The sequence below is a fragment of the Stenotrophomonas sp. PE591 genome (assembly GCF_018320795.1).
GTDB classification, from domain to species: Bacteria; Pseudomonadota; Gammaproteobacteria; order Xanthomonadales; family Xanthomonadaceae; genus Stenotrophomonas; species Stenotrophomonas maltophilia.
On sequence record NZ_JAAOKO010000004.1, the window covers coordinates 209,508 to 233,372 of the forward strand.

General features: G+C 67.8%; 23 protein-coding genes. 12 read left to right on the forward strand and 11 right to left on the reverse strand.

Going from position 1 to position 23,865, the window contains the following annotated elements:
- Position 1: 1 nt before the first annotated feature.
- The 3 genes from JLDANKMP_RS12870 to JLDANKMP_RS12880 are packed head-to-tail and all read right to left on the reverse strand — an operon-like array spanning position 2 to position 2,473.
- A complete protein-coding gene (locus tag JLDANKMP_RS12870) occupies positions 2 to 1,255 on the reverse strand; it encodes an ABC transporter permease (RefSeq protein ID WP_212561323.1) in 1,254 nt (417 codons plus the stop codon).
- Positions 1,248 to 1,943 (reverse strand): ATP-binding cassette domain-containing protein, encoded by a 696-nt coding sequence (locus tag JLDANKMP_RS12875; protein WP_049403352.1) that lies wholly within the window; start codon positions 1,941 to 1,943, stop codon positions 1,248 to 1,250. The genes JLDANKMP_RS12870 and JLDANKMP_RS12875 overlap by 8 nt, the downstream gene beginning before the upstream one ends.
- Complete coding sequence (locus JLDANKMP_RS12880; RefSeq protein ID WP_212561324.1) at positions 1,940 to 2,473, reverse strand: DUF2796 domain-containing protein; 534 nt, start codon at positions 2,471 to 2,473, stop codon at positions 1,940 to 1,942. Before JLDANKMP_RS12880 ends, JLDANKMP_RS12875 begins: the two co-directional genes overlap by 4 nt.
- Positions 2,474 to 2,505: 32 nt before the next feature.
- Here JLDANKMP_RS12880 and JLDANKMP_RS12885 point away from each other — a divergent pair, with 32 nt between their 5' ends.
- Positions 2,506 to 2,979 (forward strand): MerC domain-containing protein, encoded by a 474-nt coding sequence (locus tag JLDANKMP_RS12885; RefSeq protein WP_212561325.1) that lies wholly within the window; start codon positions 2,506 to 2,508, stop codon positions 2,977 to 2,979.
- A gap of 64 nt (positions 2,980 to 3,043) precedes the next feature.
- On the opposite strand, the gene JLDANKMP_RS12890 is transcribed toward JLDANKMP_RS12885, so the two are convergent.
- Positions 3,044 to 3,946 carry a LysR family transcriptional regulator gene (locus JLDANKMP_RS12890; protein ID WP_005409836.1) on the reverse strand — a complete coding sequence of 301 codons (903 nt, stop codon included), beginning with the start codon at positions 3,944 to 3,946 and terminating at the stop codon, positions 3,044 to 3,046.
- Positions 3,947 to 4,064: 118 nt separating this feature from the next.
- On the opposite strand from JLDANKMP_RS12890, the gene dkgB reads away from it, so the two are divergent.
- The 8 genes from dkgB to JLDANKMP_RS12930 all read left to right on the forward strand — a co-directional run bounded on the left by dkgB (position 4,065) and on the right by JLDANKMP_RS12930 (position 10,613).
- Positions 4,065 to 4,868 (forward strand): 2,5-didehydrogluconate reductase DkgB, encoded by an 804-nt coding sequence (dkgB, locus tag JLDANKMP_RS12895; protein ID WP_212561326.1) that lies wholly within the window; start codon positions 4,065 to 4,067, stop codon positions 4,866 to 4,868.
- An 11-nt stretch (positions 4,869 to 4,879) separates the two neighbouring features.
- Complete coding sequence (locus JLDANKMP_RS12900; protein ID WP_212561327.1) at positions 4,880 to 5,827, forward strand: TIGR03571 family LLM class oxidoreductase; 948 nt, start codon at positions 4,880 to 4,882, stop codon at positions 5,825 to 5,827.
- 19 nt (positions 5,828 to 5,846) lie between these two features.
- Entirely contained in the window at positions 5,847 to 6,785 is a 939-nt protein-coding gene (locus tag JLDANKMP_RS12905; RefSeq protein WP_005413604.1) for a cyclase family protein, read from the forward strand.
- Complete coding sequence (locus tag JLDANKMP_RS12910) at positions 6,782 to 7,021, forward strand: hypothetical protein (protein ID WP_249336908.1); 240 nt, start codon at positions 6,782 to 6,784, stop codon at positions 7,019 to 7,021. Before JLDANKMP_RS12905 ends, JLDANKMP_RS12910 begins: the two co-directional genes overlap by 4 nt.
- Positions 7,022 to 7,232: 211 nt before the next feature.
- Positions 7,233 to 7,610: a copper homeostasis periplasmic binding protein CopC gene (gene copC, locus JLDANKMP_RS12915; RefSeq protein WP_212561328.1), complete on the forward strand. Its 378-nt coding sequence runs from the start codon at positions 7,233 to 7,235 to the stop codon at positions 7,608 to 7,610.
- A gap of 10 nt (positions 7,611 to 7,620) precedes the next feature.
- Positions 7,621 to 8,505: a copper homeostasis membrane protein CopD gene (copD, locus tag JLDANKMP_RS12920; protein ID WP_212561329.1), complete on the forward strand. Its 885-nt coding sequence runs from the start codon at positions 7,621 to 7,623 to the stop codon at positions 8,503 to 8,505.
- Positions 8,506 to 8,550: 45 nt separating this feature from the next.
- Complete coding sequence (locus tag JLDANKMP_RS12925; RefSeq protein ID WP_212561330.1) at positions 8,551 to 9,249, forward strand: heavy metal response regulator transcription factor; 699 nt, start codon at positions 8,551 to 8,553, stop codon at positions 9,247 to 9,249.
- Positions 9,246 to 10,613 (forward strand): heavy metal sensor histidine kinase, encoded by a 1,368-nt coding sequence (locus tag JLDANKMP_RS12930; RefSeq protein WP_212561331.1) that lies wholly within the window; start codon positions 9,246 to 9,248, stop codon positions 10,611 to 10,613. Before JLDANKMP_RS12925 ends, JLDANKMP_RS12930 begins: the two co-directional genes overlap by 4 nt.
- A gap of 136 nt (positions 10,614 to 10,749) precedes the next feature.
- Here JLDANKMP_RS12930 and JLDANKMP_RS12935 read toward each other — a convergent pair whose 3' ends face one another.
- Positions 10,750 to 11,691 carry a LysR family transcriptional regulator gene (locus tag JLDANKMP_RS12935; protein WP_212561332.1) on the reverse strand — a complete coding sequence of 314 codons (942 nt, stop codon included), beginning with the start codon at positions 11,689 to 11,691 and terminating at the stop codon, positions 10,750 to 10,752.
- 106 nt (positions 11,692 to 11,797) lie between these two features.
- Here JLDANKMP_RS12935 and JLDANKMP_RS12940 point away from each other — a divergent pair, with 106 nt between their 5' ends.
- Entirely contained in the window at positions 11,798 to 12,541 is a 744-nt protein-coding gene (locus JLDANKMP_RS12940) for an SDR family oxidoreductase (RefSeq protein ID WP_151356475.1), read from the forward strand.
- Positions 12,542 to 12,641: 100 nt separating this feature from the next.
- Here the strand turns inward: JLDANKMP_RS12940 and JLDANKMP_RS12945 are convergent, their stop codons facing one another.
- The 3 genes from JLDANKMP_RS12945 to JLDANKMP_RS12955 are packed head-to-tail and all read right to left on the reverse strand — an operon-like array spanning position 12,642 to position 18,132.
- Positions 12,642 to 15,719 carry a CusA/CzcA family heavy metal efflux RND transporter gene (locus JLDANKMP_RS12945; RefSeq protein ID WP_212561333.1) on the reverse strand — a complete coding sequence of 1,026 codons (3,078 nt, stop codon included), beginning with the start codon at positions 15,717 to 15,719 and terminating at the stop codon, positions 12,642 to 12,644.
- Positions 15,716 to 16,888: an efflux RND transporter periplasmic adaptor subunit gene (locus tag JLDANKMP_RS12950; protein WP_212561334.1), complete on the reverse strand. Its 1,173-nt coding sequence runs from the start codon at positions 16,886 to 16,888 to the stop codon at positions 15,716 to 15,718. The genes JLDANKMP_RS12945 and JLDANKMP_RS12950 overlap by 4 nt, the downstream gene beginning before the upstream one ends.
- On the reverse strand, positions 16,885 to 18,132 hold the full coding sequence (locus JLDANKMP_RS12955; RefSeq protein WP_212561335.1) for a TolC family protein: 1,248 nt from the start codon (positions 18,130 to 18,132) through the stop codon (positions 16,885 to 16,887). The genes JLDANKMP_RS12950 and JLDANKMP_RS12955 overlap by 4 nt, the downstream gene beginning before the upstream one ends.
- A 62-nt stretch (positions 18,133 to 18,194) precedes the next feature.
- On the opposite strand from JLDANKMP_RS12955, the gene JLDANKMP_RS12960 reads away from it, so the two are divergent.
- Entirely contained in the window at positions 18,195 to 18,869 is a 675-nt protein-coding gene (locus tag JLDANKMP_RS12960) for a response regulator (protein WP_005413615.1), read from the forward strand.
- Positions 18,862 to 20,241, forward strand: a complete 1,380-nt coding sequence (locus tag JLDANKMP_RS12965; RefSeq protein ID WP_212561336.1) for a sensor histidine kinase — start codon at positions 18,862 to 18,864, stop codon at positions 20,239 to 20,241. The genes JLDANKMP_RS12960 and JLDANKMP_RS12965 overlap by 8 nt, the downstream gene beginning before the upstream one ends.
- Positions 20,242 to 20,316: 75 nt before the next feature.
- On the opposite strand, the gene JLDANKMP_RS12970 is transcribed toward JLDANKMP_RS12965, so the two are convergent.
- The 3 genes from JLDANKMP_RS12970 to JLDANKMP_RS12980 form a co-directional block, all read right to left on the reverse strand.
- A complete protein-coding gene (locus JLDANKMP_RS12970) occupies positions 20,317 to 22,668 on the reverse strand; it encodes a GH92 family glycosyl hydrolase (RefSeq protein ID WP_212561337.1) in 2,352 nt (783 codons plus the stop codon).
- A 96-nt stretch (positions 22,669 to 22,764) separates the two neighbouring features.
- Positions 22,765 to 23,088 (reverse strand): thioredoxin family protein, encoded by a 324-nt coding sequence (locus JLDANKMP_RS12975; RefSeq protein WP_032965894.1) that lies wholly within the window; start codon positions 23,086 to 23,088, stop codon positions 22,765 to 22,767.
- A 5-nt stretch (positions 23,089 to 23,093) separates the two neighbouring features.
- Positions 23,094 to 23,510 carry a host attachment family protein gene (locus tag JLDANKMP_RS12980; protein WP_005409854.1) on the reverse strand — a complete coding sequence of 139 codons (417 nt, stop codon included), beginning with the start codon at positions 23,508 to 23,510 and terminating at the stop codon, positions 23,094 to 23,096.
- Positions 23,511 to 23,865: the final 355 nt, after the last annotated feature.

Genomic DNA, 23,865 nt, shown 5'->3' on the forward strand with positions numbered 1-23,865 from the left:
CTCAGCCTCCCGGTGAAAGGCCATCGGCCAAGGTGCGCCGGTAAGCGAGCAACGCCGGGACCAGCCCAGCCACCGCACTGATCGCCAGCACGCCTGCCACCCACGCCAGCTCGCGGCCGTCCGGCCAGACATGGGTGATCGACAGACCGAAGGTGGCCAGGGCCCAGCCGCGCCCGGCAACGCTGGCGGCCACCAGAAGCACCAGCGCCAGCACGCAGGCCGCCGCGCTGGTCGCCACCGCCTCCACCACCAGCAGGCCGGCGATGTAACCCGGTCGCGCGCCGGTGGCACGCAGGATGGCCATCTCACGCCGCCGCTCCTGCAGGGTCGAGACCAGCAGCGCCACCAGCGAGACCATGCCCAGCAGTACCACCATCGCACTGATCAGCTGCAACGCCCGCTCGGCGGTGCCCAGTGACTGCCACAGCTGCTGCAGGGTCACGCCGGGCAGGATCGCCAGCATCGCCTCGTCCGGATACTCGTTGATCCTGCGCTGTACCGAGAACGAGGCGATGCGCGTATTCAGGCCGAGCATGAAGGCGGTGATGCTGGTCGGGGTCAGATCCAGGTGGCGCGCCTGCTCGGCGCTGACGCGCTGGCTGCGCAGCTGCACGCCCGATCGCCAGTCGACATGGATCGCTTCGATCGCCGGCAGCGAAACCAGCAGCGACGAATCCACCGGCGTGCCGGTGCGCTGCAGGATGCCGGCAACACGGAATGGCTTGTCGGCATGCGTGGCCAGCGTGACCGCGCCCGTGCCGTGCGCGAGCACGATCTCATCGCCGAGGCCGACCTTCTGCGCGCGTGCCACCTCCGCGCCGATTACCGCGTCGTACAGATCATCGAACGGCCGTCCGTCCGCGAACGCAAGCGCGTGCCCGGCGCCGTAGCGGTAGTGCTCGAAATAGCCAGCGCTGGTGCCGACCACGCGGTAGCCGCGCCACGAATCGCCCAGCGACAACGGCACCGACCACTTGACCTGCGGCAATGCGGAAAGCTCCTGGTAGGACTGCCAGGACACGTTGTTGGTCGGGTCGCCGATATGGAACACCGAGTACAGCAGCAGGTTCACCGGTCCCGAACGCGCACCGACAATCAGGTCGGTGCCCGATACGGTGCTGGCAAACCCCTCGTGCGCCTGCGTGCGTACACGCTCGACGCCCAGCAGCAGCACCACGCTGAGGGTGATGACCAGCACGGTCAGTCCGACACTCAACGCGCGGCTGCGCAGGCTGGCCCAGGCAAGCTCAAGCATGACCGGCGCCTGCCTGGTTGATCTCGGACAGTGAAATGGTGCGGTCGAACAAGGGCTGCAGGCTGTCGTCATGGCTGACCACCAGCACCGTGGTGCCGGCCGCCTGGCACTGCGCGGACATCAGCTTCAGGAACGCGGTCGCCGCGTCGCGGTCAAGCGCCGAGGTGGGCTCATCGGCCAGCAGCAATGCCGGACGACCGATCAGGGCGCGTGCTGCCGCCACGCGTTGTTGCTGGCCGACACTGAGCGTACCCGCCGGCCGCTGCATAAGCTCAGGGTTGAGCTGCAGGGCCTGCAGCAGGCGGGCGATCTCGGCATCCAGCGGGCCGCTGATGCGCGCGCTGCGCAGGCGCGAGAAGCGCAGGCCCAGCGCGATGTTGTCGCGCACGCTGAGAAACGGCAGCAGGTTGAACTGCTGGAAGATCACGCCCAGGTGGTCGGCGCGGAAGCGGTCCCGCGCGGCACCGCGCATCGCCTGCAGCGCGTGGCCGGCCACTTCGACACGGCCCTTGCCGGGCAGCAGCACTCCCGCCAGCAGGCCCAGCAGGGTACTTTTGCCGCCACCGCTGATTCCGCGCAGCAACACGCTGCTGCCCTGCTCGACCCATAACCGCGGGATGTCCAGCACCCGCTGCATGCCGTAGCCGAACTGCACGTCTTCCAGCGAGATCACCGGTGCCGCGCTCACGGTGCCAGCACCACGCGCAGGTTGTCGGGCGTCAGCACGCTGCGGTTCTGGCCATTGGCGGTTGCGCTGTTGACGATGACTTCGTGCAGGCCGGGGAATAGTACGGGCAGGCGCACGACGATGGCGCGCAGCGCGGCAGGTTTGGCACAGTGGTACTGCAGCGTTGCGCTGAACCCCGCGTGCCGGTGCTGTCCCGGCGGCGGCGCGGCGGCCGTCGCGTCGAAGCCCTCTGCATCGGCTTTACCGGTGGCCAGACGGCAGCCCGCAGCGGTGGGCAAGGTGACCCAGCTGCCGCCCTTCAGCACTGTCGTAGCCCGTGCCAGCGCGGCCTGCTCGGCTGCATTGGCCGGCGGTCGCTCGTAATCGAGGATGCCGATGCCGGGGGCCTGCAGGGCGAATTCCAGCGTCTGCTGGTCAAGCGCAACATCGACGGTCGCCTGGCCGTGCACGTGCGGTGCGTGCTGGCGGATGTCATGGGCCTGCGCGGCACAGGCAGCCAGCAGCAGGAAAAGAGCAGCAGAACGCTTCATGGGGGAGGCTCCAATTGTTACTATGTAACATTATGGACCACATCCCCACGACGCCCGCAAGGGCCCTGCCCCAGCCGCCAACTTCGGCACGCTGGCACCCGCGCTTCGATCTTGCCGGTGCCTGGCTGTCCCTGGCCTGCGCCGCCCATTGCATCGCCCTGCCCCTGCTGCTGGCCTTCGTGCCGGCAGCGATGATGGCGCTGCGCTCGTTCCAGCATCCCGGCCATGGCGCGATGACATTGCTGTTGATGATGTCGCGCTGGGAATGGCTGTTCGCGCTGCTGGCCTCGTCGCTGGCCTTGGCGAGTACCTCGGCCGGGGTGCATCGGCACGGGCGCTGGCGGCCGGTGCGGCTGGCCTGCGCCGGCGCCATCCTGCTGCTGTCGGCCTCGCTGTATCTGCCGCTGAAGGAATCGCTGCTCTGGCATGGCGTGGCGACAGCCAGCGGTGGCGTGCTGCTGGCATGCGCGCACATCGGCAACCGGCGCGCGCTGCGCACCCGCTGACACCGGCCGCGGGTCGGCAGCGCCGGGGACCCGGCAGCCGGCCAGCGGCCGGCTCTACCCCTCCTTATTCGTCAAACGGACGCTGGCCGAGCGTCTGCGTCACGTGGTCGACGAAACAGGTAATGCGCGCGGCCAGCGCCGTGTTGCGGTAGTACACCGCGTTGATCGGCTGCCGCACTTCCTGCGTCTGCCTGGCGAACAGCTGCACCAGGCGGCCATCACGCCGGTCCTGGCGGGTCAGGAAATCAGATAGGCAGGCGATGCCCAGCCCGGCTACCGCCATCTGCCGCAGTGTCTCGCCACTGGATGAAGCGATGGCCGGCTCGATCACGAAAGGCCCACCATCGGCATCCTGCAGCGGCCATTCGTTCAACGAACTGGGCTGGGTGAAGCCCAGCAGGTCGTGCTCGCGCAGCTGCTCCACGCGCGTGGGCGTGCCGTGGCGGCGCAGGTATTCGGGGCTGGCCACCACCCGGATGCGGCTGTGGCCGATCGGCCGCGCATGCAGGGTCGAGTCGCGCAGCACACCAATGCGGAATGCTACGTCGGTGCGCTTCTCGATCAGGTCGGTGATGCCTTCATTGGAATTCAGCTCCAGCTCCACCTGCGGGTAGCGCTCACGGAACCCCTCAAGCAGCGGCACGATCACGTGCAGCATGAACGGCGTGGCGGCGTCCACGCGCAGGCGCCCGACCGGCTGCAGCCGCCGCGCGGCCATCTGTTCCTCGGCCTCGTCCACCGTGGCCAGGATCGTACGCGCGTACTCCAGGAACGCCGCGCCTTCCTCGGTCAGTTCCAGCCGCCGCGTGGTCCGTCGCAGCAGCGTGGTCTGCAGCTTGTCCTCCAGCCGCGCCAGGGTGCGGCTGGTGGCGGAGATGGTCAGTTCCAGCGCCTCGGCCGCCGCCGTGATCGAACCACTGTCGACCACGGCCACGAAGGCCTTCAGCTCATCCAGGGTGGTTTTCATTTTTTACCTCGGCGCAAAAGCGTTTCCCGTATACACGGCTTAATCAACAAATGTAAAGCGCCCACACTTCGCCCTGTCCCGAGCCCACCGGCTCTCAACGAAGTCCCTGGAGTCCATCATGAGCGTTCCTTCCTTTGGCGTCGGCACCTTCCGCCTGACCGGCCAGACCGTCATCGACTCGGTGCGCAACGCCCTCGAGGTTGGCTACCGTGCGGTCGATACCGCGCAGATCTACGGCAACGAAGCCGAAGTCGGCCAGGCCATCGCCGAATCCGGCGTTCCGCGCGACCAGCTGTTCCTGACCACCAAGATCTGGGTGGACAACTACGCCGCCGACAAGCTGATCCCGAGCCTGCGCGACAGCCTGGCGAAGCTGCGCACCGACTACGTCGACCTGCTGCTGATCCACTGGCCGGCGCCGGGCAATGGCGTTGAACTGCGCGAGTACATGACCGCGCTGGCCGAAGCCAAGACGCTGGGCCTGACCCGCCAGATCGGTGTGTCCAACTTCAACATCGAGCTGACACGGCAGGCCATCGAGGTGGTCGGTGCCGGCCAGATCGCCACCAACCAGATCGAACTGAGCCCCTACCTGCAGAACCCGGCACTGACCGCCTTCCTGCAGGACCAGGGCATCACCGTGACCTCCTACATGACCCTGGCCTACGGCAAGGTACTGAAGGATCCGGTGCTGGCCGCCATCGCCGACAAGCACCAGGCCACCGTGGCCCAGGTCGCGCTGGCGTGGGCACTGCAACTGGGTTACTCGGTCATCCCGTCCTCGACCAAGCGCGAGAACCTGGCCAGCAACCTGCTCGCCCAGGACCTGCACCTGGATGCCGATGACATGGCCGCGATCGCTGCACTTGACCGCAACGGCCGCGAAGTCGATCCGCCGGGCCTGGCCCCGGCCTGGGACTGAGGAGCCTGGCCATGGGCAGTGCGTTGGCGCGGCTGCAGGCCGGTGGTTTCAGCATCGGCATCGAAGCACCGCTGGACAATGACTGGACGCCGCTGGGCGAACAGGCACGACGCGCCGCACGACGCCTGCCCGGTGAACCGGACCTGCAGCGCCATGCGGAACTGGCACGGTTGGCCGACCGCCTCGGCTTCCGTGCGCTGTGGGTACGCGACGTGCCGGTGTACGACCCGGCCTTCGGCGATGCCGCACAGGTGTTCGAGGTCTTCAGTTACCTCGGCTACCTGGCCGGCATCACCAATGACATCCTGCTGGGCACCGGTGCGGTGGTGCTGCCGATCCGTGAGCCATTGCTGACCCTGAAGTCGGCGCGCAGCGTGCAGCGGCTGAGCGGTGACCGCCTGCTGCTGGGCGTGGCCAGTGGCGACCGCCCGGTGGAGTACCCGCTGTTCGGCCGCGACTTCGACAGCCGTGGCAGCCGTTTCCGCGAGCAGATCGCATTGCTGCGCGAAGGCGCCGCCGCGCACCTGCCGCAGGGCCTGGACGTGCTGCCCGCCGATGGCCCGGCCCTGCCGTTGTTCGTGGCCGGCCTGGCCCAGCAGCAACCGGCATGGATCGGCCAGCACATGGACGGTTGTCTGGCCTACCCGGGCGCGCCGCAGGACCATGCGCAACGCGTGGCGGCGTGGCGCGCCGTGGCCGGCAACAAGCCGTATGCCAGCTTCATCCACCTGGACCTGGTGGACGATGCCGATGCCCCCCTGCAGCGCTGGCGCTTCGGCCTGCGTGGCGGCCGCAACGCCCTGCTGGCCGAGCTGCACGCCATGCAGGCGGCCGGTGTCGACCACATCGGCCTGCAGTTCCGCCGCAACGAACGGCCGTTGGCCGAAACCTTCCACGAAATCGCCGAGTACGTGCTCCCGCACTTCCCGGCCCATGCCGGCGCCGCCGCGACGGCCTGACAGTTACCGGAGCTTTGCCATGAAGATGAAGACCCTGGCCGCGCTTGCGCTGGCCACCCTGCCGCTGTCCTTCCAGGCCACCGCCGAGGAGTGGTATCCCTCTGCCTACGGCGCCAACGACGAGATCGGCGCGGCCAACCTGCTCACCGCTGACGTGGTCAAGCACGCGGTCTCGCTGGTCAGGACCGGCAAGACCTATCCGCTGGCGGTGCCGGTGGACAAGAACCTGCCCGCGTTCCGCCACCGCAGCTTCCGCCTGTACAACGTGCAGGTCGGCCAGCAGGCTGGCAAGTCGCTGGGCCCCAACAAGTTCACCTTCAACGATGAACTGGTGAACGCCTGGACCGGCGTTGGTACCCAGCTCAACGGCATCGGCCATATCGGCATCGACAACGTCTACTACAACGGCAACAAGGCCGCCGACTTCGTCACCGTGGACGGCGTGCGCAAGCTCGGCGTCGAGAAGGTGCCGCCGATGGTCACCCGCGGCGTCGTGCTGGACATGACCGCGTACTACGGCAAGGCGATCGTGCCCGGCGGCACCGAGTTCACCGTGGCAGACATCCAGGCCGTGCTGAAGAAGCAGGGACTGAGCCTGCGCAAGGGCGACGTGGTGCTGTTCAACACCGGTTGGCTGGAACTGATCGGCAAGGACAACACGCAGTTCCTGGAAGTGGAGCCGGGTATCGGCATGGAGGCCGCGAAGTGGCTGGCCGACCAGGGCATCGTCGCCTTCGGTGGCGACACCTGGGCCTCGGAGGTCTACCCGAACCCGAACGGTGCCGAGGAGTTTCCGATCAACCAGTACATGCTGGCCAAGCGCGGCATCTACAACCTGGAGCTGATCGACAGCCGTGCCCTGGTGCGCGACAAGGCCTGGGAATTCCTGTTCGTGCTCGGCCAGCCGCTTTACGTCGGCTCGACCCAGGTCAACATCAACCCGGTGGCGATCCGATGAACACAGCTCCCGCCTTGCCGTTGTTCGCCGGCCACCGCTTCCGCGTCAGCTATGACGGCCTGGCCGCCGACAATGTCTACAGCGCCGATGGCCGCCACGTGCAGTACGCCATCGTCTCCGGCGCCTACGCCGGTGCGCAGGGCGAAGCCACCTGCGAGTGGCAGCAGATCAGCGAGGGGGGTCTATGCCATTTCGTGGCAGGAAGCCGATGGCGCAACGGTCGTGCATGTCGATGACTTCGTCGGCGGGCGTTCGCTGGCCTGGTTCACCGCCACCGATGGCAGTTTCCATCGCATGCAGGGTCCGTTGGCAGCACTGTGATGCCGGCCAGCGGCCGGCACCACCTGTGCGTGGACGGAACATTACAGATCGGTAATGTTCGGGTCAGGGCAGCGAAAGGCGCTGCCCTCCACCCTGTGCGCCACGTCTTCCACAGGTGTCCCGCGCATGACCCGTTCCCTTCGCCGCTCCGCCTCCCTGGCGCTTCTCCTGTCCGGCCTCGCGGTTGCGCCGCTGGCGCTGGCCCATCCGAGCCTGGTGCGCTCGACGCCGGCCGCCGACGCCACCATGGCCCCGGCGACCGAGATCACGCTGCAGTTCAGTGAGAAGGTGATGCCGCGTGCCACCCGCATCGAACTGAGCATGGACCATGGCCGCATGAAGATGGCCATGCCCACCACCGCGCAGGACCTCTCCGAAGATGGGCACACGCTGCGTGCGCGCTTCGCCAAGCCGCTGCCCGCCGGCAGCTACGCACTGCAATGGCGCGCGGTCGGCCAGGACAGCCACCCGATCACTGGTACGTACCGTTTCACGGTGAAGTAAGGCTGCCGTCGTGGCCGAGCTCTCGCCGTATGCGCTGCGGCTGGCGCTGTACCTGGTGCTGATGCTGCTGTTCGGGCGGATGCTGTTCGTCCGCCCCGGACTGCCGCGCAGCATCTCGCTGACGCTCGCCGTGGTTGCGCTCATCCTGGTCGTCATCGATGCCGTGAACCGGTTGTCCGGCGTGCTTGGCATCCCGGCAGCCGACATCGACCCAGCAACGGCGCACTGGTTCCTCACCGGCACGCCGGTGGGTAAGGCCGGCCTGCTGCGCACCGTGGCGGTGCTGGCAATGCTGCCCCTGCTGGCATCCGTTACGCCGCTGCGGGGCCTACGCCGCCTGGCGCTGCTCGCGTTGTCCGCCATCGCCCTGGCCAGCCTGTCCTGGAACGGCCATGCCGCCGCCGGAGATGGATTCGGTGGCACCTTGCGGCTGGTGGCCGGCATCGTGCACCTGCTGGCCGCCGGCGCCTGGGTCGGCGCGATCGCCGCCATCCTGCAGCTGGCGCTGCGTCCGCAGGGCCTGCGCCTGCGCGAACGCACCCGCGAGCTGTGGCAGGCCGCCCACGGCTTCGCCCTGCCCGGCACGATCATCGTCGCCCTGCTGGCGATGACCGGCACCTATACCTATGTCGATCTCGGCGGTTCCTTACAGACCCTGACCGGCGCCGCGCATGGACGCTGGCTGCTGCTCAAGCTGGCACTGGTGGGTGGCATGCTGGGCCTGGCCGCGCTGCATCGCTGGCGGCTGGTGCCGGCGCTGGCGGTCTCCATCCGTGGCGGCTGGCAACCCAGGCCGCTGCGCTCGCTCCGCCACAGCCTGGCCTGCGAATCGGTGCTGGCGCTGCTGGTGCTGGCCTGCGTCGCGGTGCTTGGCACGCTGGACCCACTGGCATGACCGATCCGTTCCGGTACGGGCCCAAGCTGCGATGATGGGCGCATCATGAAACTGCTGATCGTCGAAGACGAACCCAAGACCGGCAACTACCTGCGCCAGGGCCTGATCGAGGCCGGCTACGTGGTCGATCTCGCCTGCAACGGTGTCGACGGGCTGCACCTGGCCGGCAGCGGTGAGTACCAGCTGGTCATCCTGGACGTGATGCTGCCCGGCCTGGATGGCTGGAACGTGCTGTCGCGGCTGCGCGAGGCCGGCTGGCAGGTGCCGGTGCTGTTCCTGACCGCGCGCAGCAGCATCGCCGACCGCGTGCAGGGCCTTGAGTTGGGCGCCGACGACTACCTGGCCAAGCCATTCGCCTTCGCAGAGCTGCTGGCGCGCGTGCGCACCCTGCTGCGTCGCGGCCAGGCCGTGCCGCAGGCCGAACGCATCGTCATTGCCGACCTGGTGGTGGATACCCTGCGCCGCCGGGTGGAACGCGGCGGCCAGCGCATCTCCCTCAGCCAGAAGGAGTACACCCTGCTGGAGCTGCTGGCGCGCCGCCGTGGCGAAGTGTTGCCGCGGTCGCTGATCGCCTCCCAGGTATGGGACATGAACTTCGACAGCGACACCAACGTGATCGACGTGGCGATCCGCCGCCTGCGCGCGAAGATCGACGACGACTTCGATGCCAAGCTGATCGTCACCGTGCGCGGCATGGGCTATGTGATGGAGGCGCCGGACGGCGGCGCCACGCCCGGCGGATGAGCCTGCGCCGTTCCATCGCGGTGCGGCTGACGCTGCTGTTCGCCACCGTGGCCACGCTGGTGCTGGCGGCACTGGGCGTGGCGATCTATGTCAGTGCCCGCCACGACCTGGTCGCCCAGGACTTCGTCGAACTGGAGAACAAGGTCGCGTTGATCCGTGACCTGGCCGGCAATGGACCTGCATCCGCACGCGGGAAGCGCTTGGCAGAGGCGCTGGGCCATCATCCGGATATCGCCTTCCACGTTGTTGATGGGCGTGGCGCGGTGCTGTTCTCGACCGCACCGGCGCTGCTGCGCGAGCATGCACGCGGCCAGCCGATCGACGCCGCGGCACGGCGGCACGACTGGATCCTCGCCGATGGCCGCTGCATGCATGCCCTGCACCTGCGCCAGACCCTGGCCGACGGCAGCCAGCTGGTCACCCTGCTGGCCATCGATGACGACCGCCATGCCGATTTCCTGCAGCGCTTCCGCCACCTGCTGGCGATCGCGATCATCGGCGCCGCCGTGGCCAGCAGCCTGCTCGGCGGTTATGTGGTGCGGCGAACGCTGCGGCCGCTGCGCACGCTGGCCGATGAGGCCAGGCAGATCACCGCCGGTCGCCTGCAGCGCCGCCTGAGCGCGCGCAGTGCACCGGCCGAACTGGAGCAGTTGGCGCAGACCCTCAACGGCATGCTGGCACGCCTGCAGCACGACTTCGCGCGGCTGACCGAGTTCTCCGGTGATCTCGCCCACGAGTTGCGCACCCCGATCACCAACATGCTGACCCAGGTACAGGTGGTGCTGGCGCACCGGCGCAGCAACGAGGCCTACCGCGAGACGCTGGCGTCGTGTGCCGAGGAACTGCAGCAGCTGGCGCAGACCGTGGGCGACCTGCTGTACCTGGCGCAGGCCGAGGCGCCGGGCGCGCTTCCCTCACGCGAGCCGGTGGCGCTGGATGGGGTGGTGGATTCGCTGCTCGAGTTCTACGACCTGCTGGCCGAGGACCGGCAGTTGACCCTGCGCCGCGACGGTGTGGCGAGCGTGGAAGGCAACCGCCTGATGCTGCACCGTGCGATCGCCAACCTGCTGTCCAACGCGTTGAAGCACGCAGCCGTGGGCAGCGAAGTACGGGTGCGGCTGCTCGAGGCCGATGGCGTGTGCAGGGTCAGCGTGCACAACCTTGGCACGCCGATTGCCGCCGAAGCGCTGCCGCGCCTGTTCGATCGCTTCTACCGCGGCGAGCGCGGCCGCCACGAAGGTGCCGGACTGGGGCTGGCGATCACCCGCGCGATTGCACAGGCCCATGGCGGTAGTGTGAGTGTTGTGTCGGATGACACCGGCACCGTGTTCGAGCTGGTGCTGCCGAGTGCAGCCGCCCGGTAGTGCCGGCCGCTGGCCGGCACCCCTGGTACATCAAGCGCATTGCAGTTGCCGGCCAGCGGCCGGCACTACCCTGCACAGCCAGCCCGTGGCAGCGTCTCAGGAACGTTGCTTTGGTGCTGCCGGCCAGCGGCCGGCACTACCCACCGCGCGCGCCCCTGGCCGGTAGTGCCGGCCGCTGGCCGGCAACCCCGGTCTGCTCGAACACCCCGGCCACCCAGTCGATGAACACCCGCAAGCGTGGCGACGGCGTGCGGTTGCGCGGGTAGACCAGGCTCAACGGGCTTGCCGTCGGCGGCGTCTCAGGCAACAGCTCGACCAGCTGCCCGCGCGCGATATACGGGTCCATCCGGTAGCGCGGTGCCTGGATGATGCCCAAGCCCGCCAACGCGGCCCCAAGGAATGCATCCGCGCCGGAAACACGCACCCGCGCCTGCAGCGGCACGTAGCGCACCTGTCCCGCCTGTTGGAACTCCAGAGGGATCAGCTGGCCAGTGGCGCTGGATCGGTAGCCGACCATCTGATGGCCTTGCTCCAGCGATTCAATGGTATCGGGCAGGCCGTGCGCCTGCACATAACCCGGAGCGGCCACCGTGACCTCGCGCAGCATCGTCAACCGGCGCGCCGCCAGATTGCTGTCGGCCAGCGTCCCCACCCGCAACGCCGCATCCACGCCTTCGCGCAGCAGGTCGACATAGCGGTCGCCTTCACTGACGTCCAGCTCGATCTCCGGGTAGCGCTGCAGGAATTCCGGCAGGTGCGGAAACAGCAGGTGCCGGCCCAGCGTGCCATGCACTTCAATGCGCAGCGGCCCGCGTGGCGGGGCATCACGGAACGCAGCCTCGGCATCGTCCATGTCGGCGATCAGGCGCAGGCAACGGCCATAGAAGGCCTCGCCTTCCAGCGTCGGCACCACCAGCCGGGTGGTCCGGTGCAGCAGGCGCACGCCCAGCCGCTGTTCCAGCGCCTTGATCGCGTCGGTCACCGTGGCCCGCGGCAGGCCCAGGTCCTCGGAGGCCCGGGTGAAGCTGCGGCGCTCGACGATGCGGACGAAGGCGCGCATGGCCGTGAAACGATCCATTGTTCGGCTGTCCGGATGATGTTGACGGATTATGCAGGATTATCCGAAAGGACAATCTCGCGAAGATGGCCCTGCGCCACTTCGGCGCGCCCCAGTGGAAGCCACCATGACCCTCTCCCCCGCCCGCTCTGTCGCCCTGGTCACCGGCGGTTCCCGTGGCATCGGCGCCGCCATCTCCCGCCGCCTGGCCGCCGATGGCCACGCGCTCGCGATCAACTATGCGGGCCGCCGCGACGACGCCGAAGCATTGGCGGCCGAACTCAGCGCGGCCGGCGCGCAGGCCATCGCGCTGCAGGCCGATGTCGCCGATCCGCAGGCGGTGCGGCAGCTGTTCGATGCCATCGAGGCGCGCTTCGGCGGTATCGACGTAGTGGTGAACAGTGCCGGCGTGCTGCAGTTGGCGCCGCTGGCCGATACCGACGACGCCCTGTTCGAGCGGGTGATCGGCATCAACCTCAAGGGCGCCTTCAACGTGCTGCGCGAGAGCGCGCGACGGGTGCGCGACGGTGGCCGCCTGATCACCCTGTCCACCAGCGTGGTCGGCATCAGACTGGAGAACTATAGCGTGTATGCCGCCAGCAAGGCGGCGGTGGAGACGATGGGCGCGATCCTCAGCAAGGAGCTGCGCGGGCGCAACATCACCGTGAATGCAGTGGCGCCCGGCCCGACCGCCACCGACCTGTTCCTGGACGGCAAGTCGCCGGAACTGATCGAGCGGCTGGCGAAGATGAACCCCTTGGAGCGGCTGGGTACGCCGGAGGACATCGCCGGTGCGGTTGCCTTCCTGGCCGGTGCCGATGGCGGGTGGATCAACGGCCAGGTGCTGCGCGCCAACGGCGGAATGGTGTAGTTCGCGGCCGTTGCGCACCGGTAGTCGCCCACCTTGGTGGGCGCTTCGCCGTCTGCCAACCAAGGTTGGCATCTACCGGGCGGAGAACCGGATATCGCCGTCAGCCCGTGCGTGCCTCGCGGCGGCGATGCACCCAATAGTACAGCGTGGGCAGTACCAGCAGGGTCAGCAGCATCGCCGACAGCAGGCCACCGATCACCACCACCGCCAGCGGCTTCTGGGTCTCGGCGCCAATGGCATGCGAGGTCGCCATCGGCAGCAGGCCGAACATCGCCAGCAATGCGGTCATCAGCACCGTGCGCAGGCGTTGCAGCGAGCCCTGCACCACCGACTGCAGCAGGTCCATGCCCTGCTCGCGCAGCTGCGCGAAGCGACTGAGCATGACCACCCCGTTCAAGACCGCCTGCCCGAACAATGCAATGAAACCGATCGCCGCAGACACCGACAGCGGGATGCCGGTCAACCACAGGGCGAGGATGCCGCCGATCATCGCCAGTGGCACGTTGGCCAGGATCAGCGCCGCACTGCTGATGTCCTTGAAGGCATCGAACAGCAGCACGAAGATGATCAGCACCGACAGCGGGATCACCCAGCCCAGCCGCTTCATCGCACGCTGCTGGTTCTCGAACTCCCCGGACCATTCCAGCCGGTAGCCTTCCGGCAACTGCACGCTGGCGTCCACGCGCTTGCGCATGTCGGCCACCACGCTGCCCATGTCACGCCCGGCGATGAAGATGCTCACCGCCTTGACCCGCTGTGCATTCTCGCGCGAGATGTTGATCGCACCGCTGGCCATGCGGAAGTCGGCCACGTCGGACAGTGTCACCGTGTGCCCATCACCGATGCCGACCGGCACCGTACGCAGCCGTTGCAGGTCACGGTCGGCATCGTCCAGGCGCAGCGTGATCGGAAACCTGCGGTCACCCTCCCACAACTCGCCGACCTGGCGCCCGCCCAGTGCGGTCTCGATCACCTCGTCGATGTCGCGGACGTTCAAGCCATAGCGCGCAGCACGGTCGCGGTCGATTTCGATCTGCAGCTGCGGCAGTGAGCCGTCACGGTCGATGAAGGCACTCTCCACGCCCTCCACGCTACGCACCTGGCCCAGGATCGCCTGCGCCTGCTGGTTGAGTACATCCAGATCCGAGCCGCTGACCTTGATCACCACCTGGCCCTTGATCTGCGAGATGCTCTCCAGGATGTTGTCGCGCACCGGCTGCGAGATCGAGAACTCCGGCCCCGGAATGCGCTGCTCCAGCGTGCGCTGCAGGTCGCTGACCAGCTGCCGCTTGTCCACCCCCTTCGGCCACTCCTTCTCCGGCTTCAACGCCACCAGCGCCTCGATCTGGTTCGCGCCCTTGGCATCGGAGCCGTCTTCCGGCCGCCCCAGCTTGGCCACCACCGTCGATACCTGCGGGAAGGTGCCGACCAACTCACGGATGCGCCGCGACTGCTGCTGCGCCTCGGCCAGGCTGGTGCTCGGGTCGAGCGTGGCGGTCAGCCAGATCGAGCCCTCGTCCAGTTCGGGCAGGAACTCCGAACCCAGCCGCGTGCCCAGTGCGAGCGTGCCGACCAGCAGCGCAACCGCGGTCAGTACCACCGCACGCGGGCGAGCCAGAGCGCGCTCCAGGATCGGCCGGTACCAGCCGGTCAGGCGGTCCATCAGCGGATTGCCGTCGCGCATGCGGTCGCGCCGCAACCACCAGTAGCAGAACAGTGGTACCACGGTCAGCGCCAGGATCAAGGCACCGATCAACGCCGAGGTCACCGAATAAGCCATCGGCGCGAACATGCGGCCCTCCTGGCGCTGCAGGGTGAAGATCGGGATGTGTGCGGCGATGATGATCAACATCGAGAAGAACGTCGGCCGCCCCACTTCCGATGCGGCTGAAAGAATGGTCGAGAACCGTGTCTTCCGGTCGGCCGCAGGGGGCAGCTTCGACAATCGCGAGACGATGTGCTCGGTGACGATCACTGCGCCATCGATGATGATGCCGAAGTCCATCGCACCCAACGACAGCAGGTTGGCCGGCACGCCCCACAGGTGCAGGCCGAGGAAGGTCGACAGCAGCGCAAGCGGCATCATCGCCGCCACGATCAGTGCGGCGCGGGCGTTGTACAGGAACAGCCACAGCACCAGGAACACCAGCACCGCGCCTTCCAGCAGGTTGCTGAAGACGGTTTTCAGCGTGGTCGAGACCAGCCACGAGCGGTCGTAGAACGGCTCGATGCTGACCCCGTGCGGCAGCTGGTTGGCCTCGATCTCGGCGATGCGCGCATGCAGGGCGTCGAGCACGTCGGACGGATTCTCGCCCTTGCGCATCAGCACCATGCCGAACACCGCATCGTCATTGCCGTCCTGGCCGACCAGGCCCTGCCGGGGCAGGCCGGTGTCGGCGATACCGGCCAGGTCACGCACCAGGATTGGCGTGCCCCCGCGCTGCGCCACCACCACGTTGCCGATGTCGGCCGGCGAACGCATCAGGCCTACGCCGCGGATCAGGAACTGCTGTTGGCCGCGCTCCACGTAGCCGCCGCCGGCATTCGAGCTGCCCTTCTCCAGGGCCTCGGCGAACTCACCCAGGCTGATGCCGCGGTCACGCAGCTTGTCCAGGTCCGGCTTGACCTGGAACGTGCGCGCGAAGCCGCCGAAGCTGATCACATCGGCCACGCCCGGCACGGTGCGCAGGCTGCGCTCCATCGTCCATTCCTGCACGGTGCGCAGCTGGGTCGGCGTCATGTACGGGCCTTTCAGCACGTACCGGTAGATCTCACCCACCGCCGAACTCATCGCCTCCAGTTCCGGGGTCACCCCTTCCGGCAGCTCCACGCCCTGCAGGCGCTCCAGCACCTGCTGGCGCGCGAAGTAGTCATCGGCCTTGTCGTCGAAGGTCAGGATGATCATCGACAGGCCGAACTGGGTATGCGAGAACACCCGCACCGAATGCGGAATGCCGGACAAGGCCACTTCCAGCGGCATCGTCACTTCGCGTTCCACCTCTTCGGCGGCCCGGCCGGGGTGCAGCGATACCACTGTCACCTGGGTATCGGACACATCCGGAAAGGCCTCCACCGGCAGTACGCGGAACGCGGCAATGCCAGCGCCAATGAACAGCAGTAGTGCCAGCATCACCATCAATGGCTGGCGCAGGCAGTAGGCAATCAGGCGATCGATCATGGGGCGGCGTGCCCCGTGCCGGTGCTGGCGGCGGCCGGTGCGCTGTCCGCCAGCTGCTGCAGCAGCAGGCCGCCCTCGACCACCACCCTGGCGCCTGCGGCCAGGCCCTCACGAACCCACAGCCGGCCATCGCCCAGCTCCTCGGCGTGCACGGCATGGCGCACGTAGCGTCCCTTGTCCTCCTCCACGAACACCACCTGCTTGCCGTCGATCAGCAGCACGGCCGCATCGGGCAGCGAGACACCGCCCTCGGCCGGCAACGCCACCTGGGCGCGCACGTACTGTCCCGCCTTGAAGCCGCGCGCGCGGTTGTCCAGCTCGGCGCGCGCCTGCACCACGCGGCGTTCGCTGTCGACGAAGTCATCCACGTGCTGCAGGGTCGCCTGCAGCAGTTGGCCAGCGGCACCGGGTACGCTCACCTGCATGCCCGCCTTCATGCGTCCGGCCAGGCTCTCGGGAACATCCAGCAGCAACCACAGGCGGTCCGGATCACCAATCACCGCCAACGGCTGTTCGCTGTCCGGGCTGACCGCCATGCCCGGGCTCATCCGTAGCTCCACCAGCACGCCATCGATCGGCGCGCGCAGCGGCAGGCGCTGGTCGACGCGCTGGCCATTGCCATATGCCTTGGCGAAGGCGGTTGCACGCGCATGATCGGCCTGGCTGCCGGCGAAGTTGGCCTCGGCCTCGTCCAGTTCGCGGCCCGACGCCACACCCGCAGCATGCAGCTCGCGGGTGCGCTCCAGCTCCTTGCGCGCCTGCTGCAGCTCGGCGCGGCCACGCACGCCCTCCGCCTGGGCCTGGCCGAACTCGGGCGAGGTGATCCAGGCAATCACTTGGCCGGCCTTCACTTTCTGGCCCGGCTGCGCCTCGATGCGCGCCACCTGCCCCGGCAATGGCGTGCGCAGTGCACTGGATCGGGTCTCGTCCCACACCACCCGGCCCGGCAGCTGCAGGCTGGCGCTGGCGCCGGCGGTCACCGCCTCGCTGCGCAGCACGTCCAGCTGGCGGCTGCCGGCAGGAAACTGGATCTGGCCGGCACTGATCTGCGGCGCATCCTCGGTGTAGGACGCCGGCTCACGGCCGCAGCCGCCCAGCAGGGCCAGCGCCAGCAAGGCCGGCAGCACGGCGTGTCGCGCCCGCGGGCGATGGGCGACGGTGGACTTCATCGGGACTCTCCTTCAGCAACGGATGTGGCCGCTTCCCAGCGCGCCAGGGCAATGGCATGGTCGGTGCGCGCCTCGATCAGCGCGGCCTCGAAGTCGCGCCAGCTGCGGCGCGCATCCAGCAGATCGGTCAGGCTGGCGGCGCCGCGCCGGTACGCCAGTTCGATGCCCTGCACCGCCTTGCGTGCGGCGTCGGACTGCAGCCCCTCGTAGTCGCGGCGGCGCTGTGCGGCGAACTGCGCGCTGGCCTGCAGCTGGTCCAGCTCGGCGCGTGCTTCGCGCTGCAGTACCTGCAGCTCCAGCGCGGCGCTGTCACGGTCGGCCTCGGCACGCTGGATCGCGCCGCGTGCACGTGACGGTCCCCCCAACGGAATGGTCAACGACACGCCCCAGGTAACACCGCTGATGTCGGTCGGCTCGCGCTCAGCCTCCACACCCAGCTGGATATCGCGATGGCGCTCGCTGCGCGCCAGCGCCACGCCCGCGTCGGCCGCAGCCAGGCGCGAACGCGCGGCACGCAGGTCGGCGCGCTGCTGCGGGTCGAACGCACGCGCATCGGCCCTGCCCGCGGGGTCTGGCCACGGATCATCGGCGCTGAGGTCATGGTTCTCGTCGCGGCCGAGCAGCAGTCCCAGCGCATGCCGCGCATCGCGCAGATCCAGCGCCGCCTCGCGCGCCGCATCGGCCACCGCCAGGTCGTCCACCGCCAGCCGCGCGCGGTCGACCGGCGCCATCGCCCCTGTCGCAACCTGCTTGTCCGCCGCCGCCATCTGCTCGGCCGAACTCTGGCGGTTGGCATCGGCGATCTGCGCCCGCTCCTGCGCGCTCTTCAGGCCGAAATAGGTTTCATGCAGGGCCACCCGCTGGCGGCGCCGCGCATCGAGCATCTCCAGCCCGGCCACTTCCAGCAGCGCGTCTGCCTGACGGATGCGCAGTGCGCGCTTGCCACCACGTTCCCAGGTCCAGCCCAGGCCCACGGTGCTGTCCACCCGCTTGTCCTGCCAGCGCCCAGGGCCGATACCATGCTTGGGACTGATCTTGCTGGTGCCGATCGACAGCTCGGTGGCCGGGCGCAATGCCGCCGTCTGCGCATCGCCCTGCACACCGCGCAGCTCCAGTGCCGCCGCGCGCAGGTCCGGGTTGTGTGCTTCCATTGCGCGCTGCGCTTCCTGCAGGGACAGCGCCGAAGCCGCAGGCGCGCACAGAAGCGTGGCCAGCACGGCCGCAAGACGAGAGGAGAAATTCATGCACGTCACGGTAAGGTGATGCACTTGCGCCAAACTTGCCCCAACCTTGCACGAAGCTTGCAATGCGAATCCTGCTGATCGAAGACGACGCCGCTCTGGCCGATGGACTGATCCGCGCCCTGCAGGGTGCCGGTCATCTGTGCGACCACCTCTCGCGTGGACTGCACGCGCCGGCGGCATTGGCCAGCGCACCGTATGACGTGATGGTGCTGGACCTTTCATTGCCCGACGTCGATGGCCTGGACCTGCTCTCGCGCCTGCGCAATGACGGCGCCACCCTGCCAGTGCTGATCCTGACCGCACGCGATGGTGTGGAGGACCGCATCCTCGGCCTCGACCGCGGTGGCGACGATTACCTGGCCAAGCCGTTCGCACTCGGTGAGCTGGAAGCCCGCCTGCGTGCACTGTCGCGCCGCCGCAGCGATGCACCGGCTCAGAAGCGATTGGGCCGGTTGTGCTTCGACAGCATCCGCAATGAAGTGCAGGTTGAAGGCCAGCGCATCGAGTTGACCGCGCGCGAGCTGTCGCTGGTCGAGGCACTGATGCAGCATCCCGGCCGCACGGTTACCAAGCAGCGCTTGTTCGATGCGCTGTACAGCTGGGACCACGAGGCCAACCTGTCGGTGATCGAGGTGCATGTCAGCCGCCTGCGCCGCAAGCTGGAACAGGCGCGCGCCGGCGTCGGCATCCGCATGCTGCGTGGGCTTGGATACCGGCTGGAGGCCGTGGGTGACTGAGCGCGTGCACAGCCTGCGTGACCTGCTGCTCAGGCGCCTTTGGCTACCGCTGCTGGTACTGCTGCTGTGCAGCGCAGTGGGTTCATTTGCGCTGGCCCGGTTCTATGCCGGCCAGGTCTACGACCGCTGGCTGCTGGATTCGGCGATGTCGTTGTCCGAGCTGGTGACGGTGCAGGATGGTCGCGCTTCGATCGAGATCACCCCAGCCGTCTCGCGCATGTTCAGCTGGGACACCGCCGACGAAGTGCATGGCGAGGTGGTCGATGCCGAGGGTGGGCGTCTGTATGGCGACCTGCCCGAAGCCCTGCCACGCCCCGCAATCGCAGCGGGAAATGATGACGAAGCCGTCTACTACGATGCACGGGTGCGCGGTCAACCGGTGCGCATGGTCGAAGTGGTGGTCAGCGCCGGACCGGGCCATGACATCCGGCTGCGCGTGGCTGAGACGCTTCGCAAACGCCACCGGCTGGAGCGCAAGCTGCTGCTGACCAGCGTTCCTTTCCAGGCCGCGATCCTGGCACTGGCGGCGTGGCTGGCCTGGTCCGGTACAGGCGCTGCCGCTCGCCATGCCAACCTGGTTGCGCGGAAGCTGGCCAGCCCGCGGCCGGATCCGTTGGCACCGTTGGACCCCGCGCAGGAGGCGCCGCGCGAACTGTGGCCGGCGGTGGAGGCCTACAACGCGCTGCTGCAGCGTCTGGACGCGATGCAGGATGCCCAGCGGCGCTTTGTCAGCAATGCCGCGCACCAGCTGCGCACGCCCTTGGCGGCGATGCAGGTGGAACTGGAGAGTTCATTGCGCCAGCACGACCCGCAGGCCCAGCAGTTGGCGCTGTCCGGCACGCTGGCCGGGCTGGCCCGCTTGCAGCATCTGGTCAACCAGCTGCTGATGCTCAGCCGCTCGGAAGATCCGCATGGCAGTGCACTGCCGCTGCAACCGGTGGACCTGGCTGCGTTGGCACGCGGGGTGGTGGAGCGCTACGCCGACCGTGCGTTGGCGGCGGGCGTTGACCTGGGCTACGAGGGGCCAGACGACGGCGTGCAGGTACAGGGCGATCCGCAGCTGCTGCGCGAAGCGTTGGGCAACCTGCTGGACAACGCGCTGCGCTACGGTGCCGTGCCCGGCGTAATCACCCTCGGCGTTCGGCAGGAGGCCGAAGGCGTGCAGGCATGGGTTGACGATGACGGCGCCGGCATTGCCGAAGCCGAACGCACGCGCGTCACGGAACGCTTCTACCGGGCCAGCAGCGAAGGCGATGGCTGCGGGCTGGGGTTGGCGATTGTGGCCGAGATCGCGCAGCGACATGGCGCGATCCTGATGATTGATACCGCCCCGATCGGTGGCGCGCGGGTGGGGTTGCGGTTCCGTCGCTGACGTGCCGCGTGCCAACCAAGGTTGGCACCTACCAGGTGCGGGGCAATGACGGCGGCAATGCGGCGCCGCCCCGCATCACCGGCTCATCGAGTACGGCGCCTGCGCGCCCTGCCCCGGCCAGTCCTTGTTCGGCTCGGCCTGCATGCTGAAACGCAGCTCGCCACCGGCCAGGATCTCGTCGTGGCGCAGGAAGGTGCGCTGCAGCGGCTTGCCGTTGAGGCTCACGCTGCCCACATAGGTGTGCCTGTCATCCAGGCCATCGGCCACGATGGTGAACGTCTTGCCGTTGGGCAGGCGCATCGCGGTCCTCGGCAGGAACGGGCGACCCAGGATGTACTCGCCCGAGCCCGGTGCCACCGGATAGAAGCCCAGCGCGGTGAACACATACCACGCCGACATCTGGCCGACGTCATCGTTGCCGGCCAGGCCATCCGTACGGTCGGCGTACTGGGTGTCCATGATCTGCTTCAGGCGCGCCTGGGTGCGCCACGGCTGGCCAGCGTACGAGTACAGGTAGGCCACATGGTGGCTGGGTTCGTTGCCATGTGCATACCAGCCGATCAGCCCGGTGATGTCTTCCATGTGCTCGAAGATGGACGGATCCACCTTGGCGTTGAACACCTCGTCCAGGCGCGCGAGCAGCTTGTCGCTGCCACCGTGCGCTGCCGCCAGGCCGGCCACGTCCTGCGGCACATACCAGGAATACTGCCAGGCGTTGCCCTCGGTGTAGTCGGTACCGTAGCCACTGGCGCTGGGGTCGAACGGGGTCCGGAAACTGCCGTCGCGCTTGCGTGCGCGCATGAAGCCGGTGTCCTTGTCGAACGCATTGCGCCAGTTGGCCGCGCGCTTGTCGAAGGTCGCCGCGATATCGCCCTTGCCCATCGCCTGCGCCATGCGTGCGATGGTCCAGTCATCGAAGGCGTATTCCAGCGTCTTGCTGGCCGCTTCACCTTCCTCGTCGATCGGTACGTAGCCAAGCTCGCGGTACTGTGCGATACCGTCATAGGGGCCGTAATTGGCGGTCTCGACCATCGCCTTCAATGCCTTGTCGGCGTCGAAGCCACGAATACCCTTCACGTAGGCGTCGGCGATCACCGGCACGGCGTGATAGCCGATCATGCACCAGTCTTCCAGGCCATGGAACGACCACACCGGCAGCATGCCGTAGGGGCTGTGCTCATGGTGGGCCAGCATCGAATTGACGAAGTCGCTGTTGCGCTTCTCCGGCTGCACCAGGGTCAGCAACGGGTGCAACGCACGGTAGGTATCCCACAGCGAGAACGTCGAATAGTTCGTGAAACCATCGGCCTTGTGCACGGCATTGTCCGAACCGCGATACTGGCCATCGGCATCCATGAACAGCGTCGGCCCCAACAGTGTGTGGTACAGCGCGGTATAGGCGCTGCGGCGAGCGTGCTCGGGTGCATCGATATCGAGCACCGACAGCGCCTGCGTCCATTCCTGTTTCGCCTGCGCACGCACGCGGTCGAAATCGAAGTCGGCCACTTCCGCGTCGAGGTTGGCAATGGCGCCGGCCTCGCTGACCGGCGAGATGGCAACCTTGACCACCAGCGGTGCGTCCAGCTTGCCGAATGCAAAGGTACCGACCAGCTGACGGCCCTCGATCTGTGCGCGCTGGGACGGATCCTTCTCGCCCGGCGGCGGGAAGCCCTTGTAGACGATGTTCTGCTCGGTGTTGTGCAGCTCATGCCCGGCCAGCGGGCGCGAGAAGCGCATCGCGAAATACAGCTGGCGGCCCGGCGCCCAGCCGCGCGTCTCGCGGAAGCCGGTCACCGTGCCGTCGGCACGCACCCGCACCCGCGACCACAACACCTTGCCCGGGTAGTCGTACATGCTGGTGCGCATGTCCAGCAGCACCTTGGCGTCGGTGCCCTTGGGGAACGCATAGCGATGCACGCCCACGCGGGTACTGGTGGTCAGCTCGGCACGCACCTTGTAATCGTCCAACGTGACCGCGTAGTAGCCCGGCTCCGCTTTCTCGTCATCATGGCGGAAGCGGGAGGCATAGCCGCTGCGCGGCTTCTCGGGATCGCCACGCTCCAGGCCGGGACTGCCGGTGAACGGCATCAGCAGGATGTCGCCCAGATCGGAATGGCCAGTGCCGGAAAAATGGGTGTGCGAGAAGCCGACGATGCTGCTGTCGTCGTAGCGGTAGCCGGCCGCCCAACCGTAGGCCTTCTCGCGCGGCTGGATACGCGTATCCGGGCTGAGCTGGACCATGCCGAACGGTACCGTCGCACCCGGATAGGTGTGACCTTCCCCACCGGTGCCGATGAACGGGTCCACCGATGCATAGGCCTTGTCGGCGGCGGTTCTGGCAGGCGCGGCCGAAGCCAGGCCGGAAGCGAGCATCGCCGCGGCGGCGACAGCGATCAGGAGACGACGGTCCAGCGTGGGCATCGGCATTTGGATCGATTCAGGTGATAGCCGGATGCTAGCACCGGGCCTGTCACGCCGCATGCTGCAGTGCGACTGCCCCGCGTGCCGCGCCCGGTTCACTCCTCAATCGGGAAGCGCGCCCTGCAACGACATGAGGTCCGCGCTGTCCAGCGGCCTCACTACCCGCGCGACCTCTTCTCCATCGTGCAGCAGCACCACCGTCGGCCACAGCTTCACTTTGAACGCTCGGCCCAGGGGCCTGCCCTTGCCATCCTCGATCTTCCAGTGCGGCAGATCGTTCGCTTCGACAAAGACCTGCAACGCGGGCTGCGCGGCCTGGCAGTGGCCACACCAGGGCGCGCCAAACTCGAGAAGCAGCCAGCCGACCTGCGCCTCCACATCCAAGCGGTCGGGCTCCGCCGACAGGTGATCGCGCATGAATGGCATCCGCGCTACGCCGCCAGCGCCTTCTGGATATCCGCCAACGGCGCGTTGGTCAGGTCCTTGGCGATGTCGCCCAGCAGGCGGGCCTGGGTTTCCTTGTGCAGCAGCGGACGGATGCGTCCCAGCGTGGTCGGATCAGCGATCAACACCAGGTGTGCATAGCGGTTCTTCAACGCATCCTCGTTGAGCTGTTCCGCCACCTGCTTGGCGAACGTCGCCTCGTTGAGCTGGGATACCGACATGTCCTTCGGCACTGCACCCGCAGGCCCCTGCCCGGATACACCCTGCTCGCTGATGTCCTGCAGGCGCAGTTCGCCTTCCTGCTTCAAGGCCAGCTGGTGATCGCTGCCGACATTGGTGAATACACGGGCCGAACCGCCATCGGCGACAACCACAAGCGTACCTTCGGGAATGCGACGGGTCATGCGATGCTCCTTCTCTGTTGCGTTCGCCCACAACGTAGAGGGCGGCATGTGAGCAGCACGACCAGATTCCGTTCAATGCACGTCATCATTGCTTTGCAGATGAACAGGCATGATGGAACACAGCGTGCAGACAACTGCGCTTCGCTGCACGCTCACGCGCGTGCCGTTATGATGGACCGATGATCGACACGACCCACTACGTGACGGGCGCACCTGTTACGTGGAAAGCACTGCCGACCGGCGCTTCGCTTGCCACGCATGTTCCTGCTCCGCCCATCCATCGCCTCGCGCTGGATCCTGGCGGATGACGCCCGCAGGCACTTCGCCTGCATCTCCCGCATCGCTGTGATTCCCG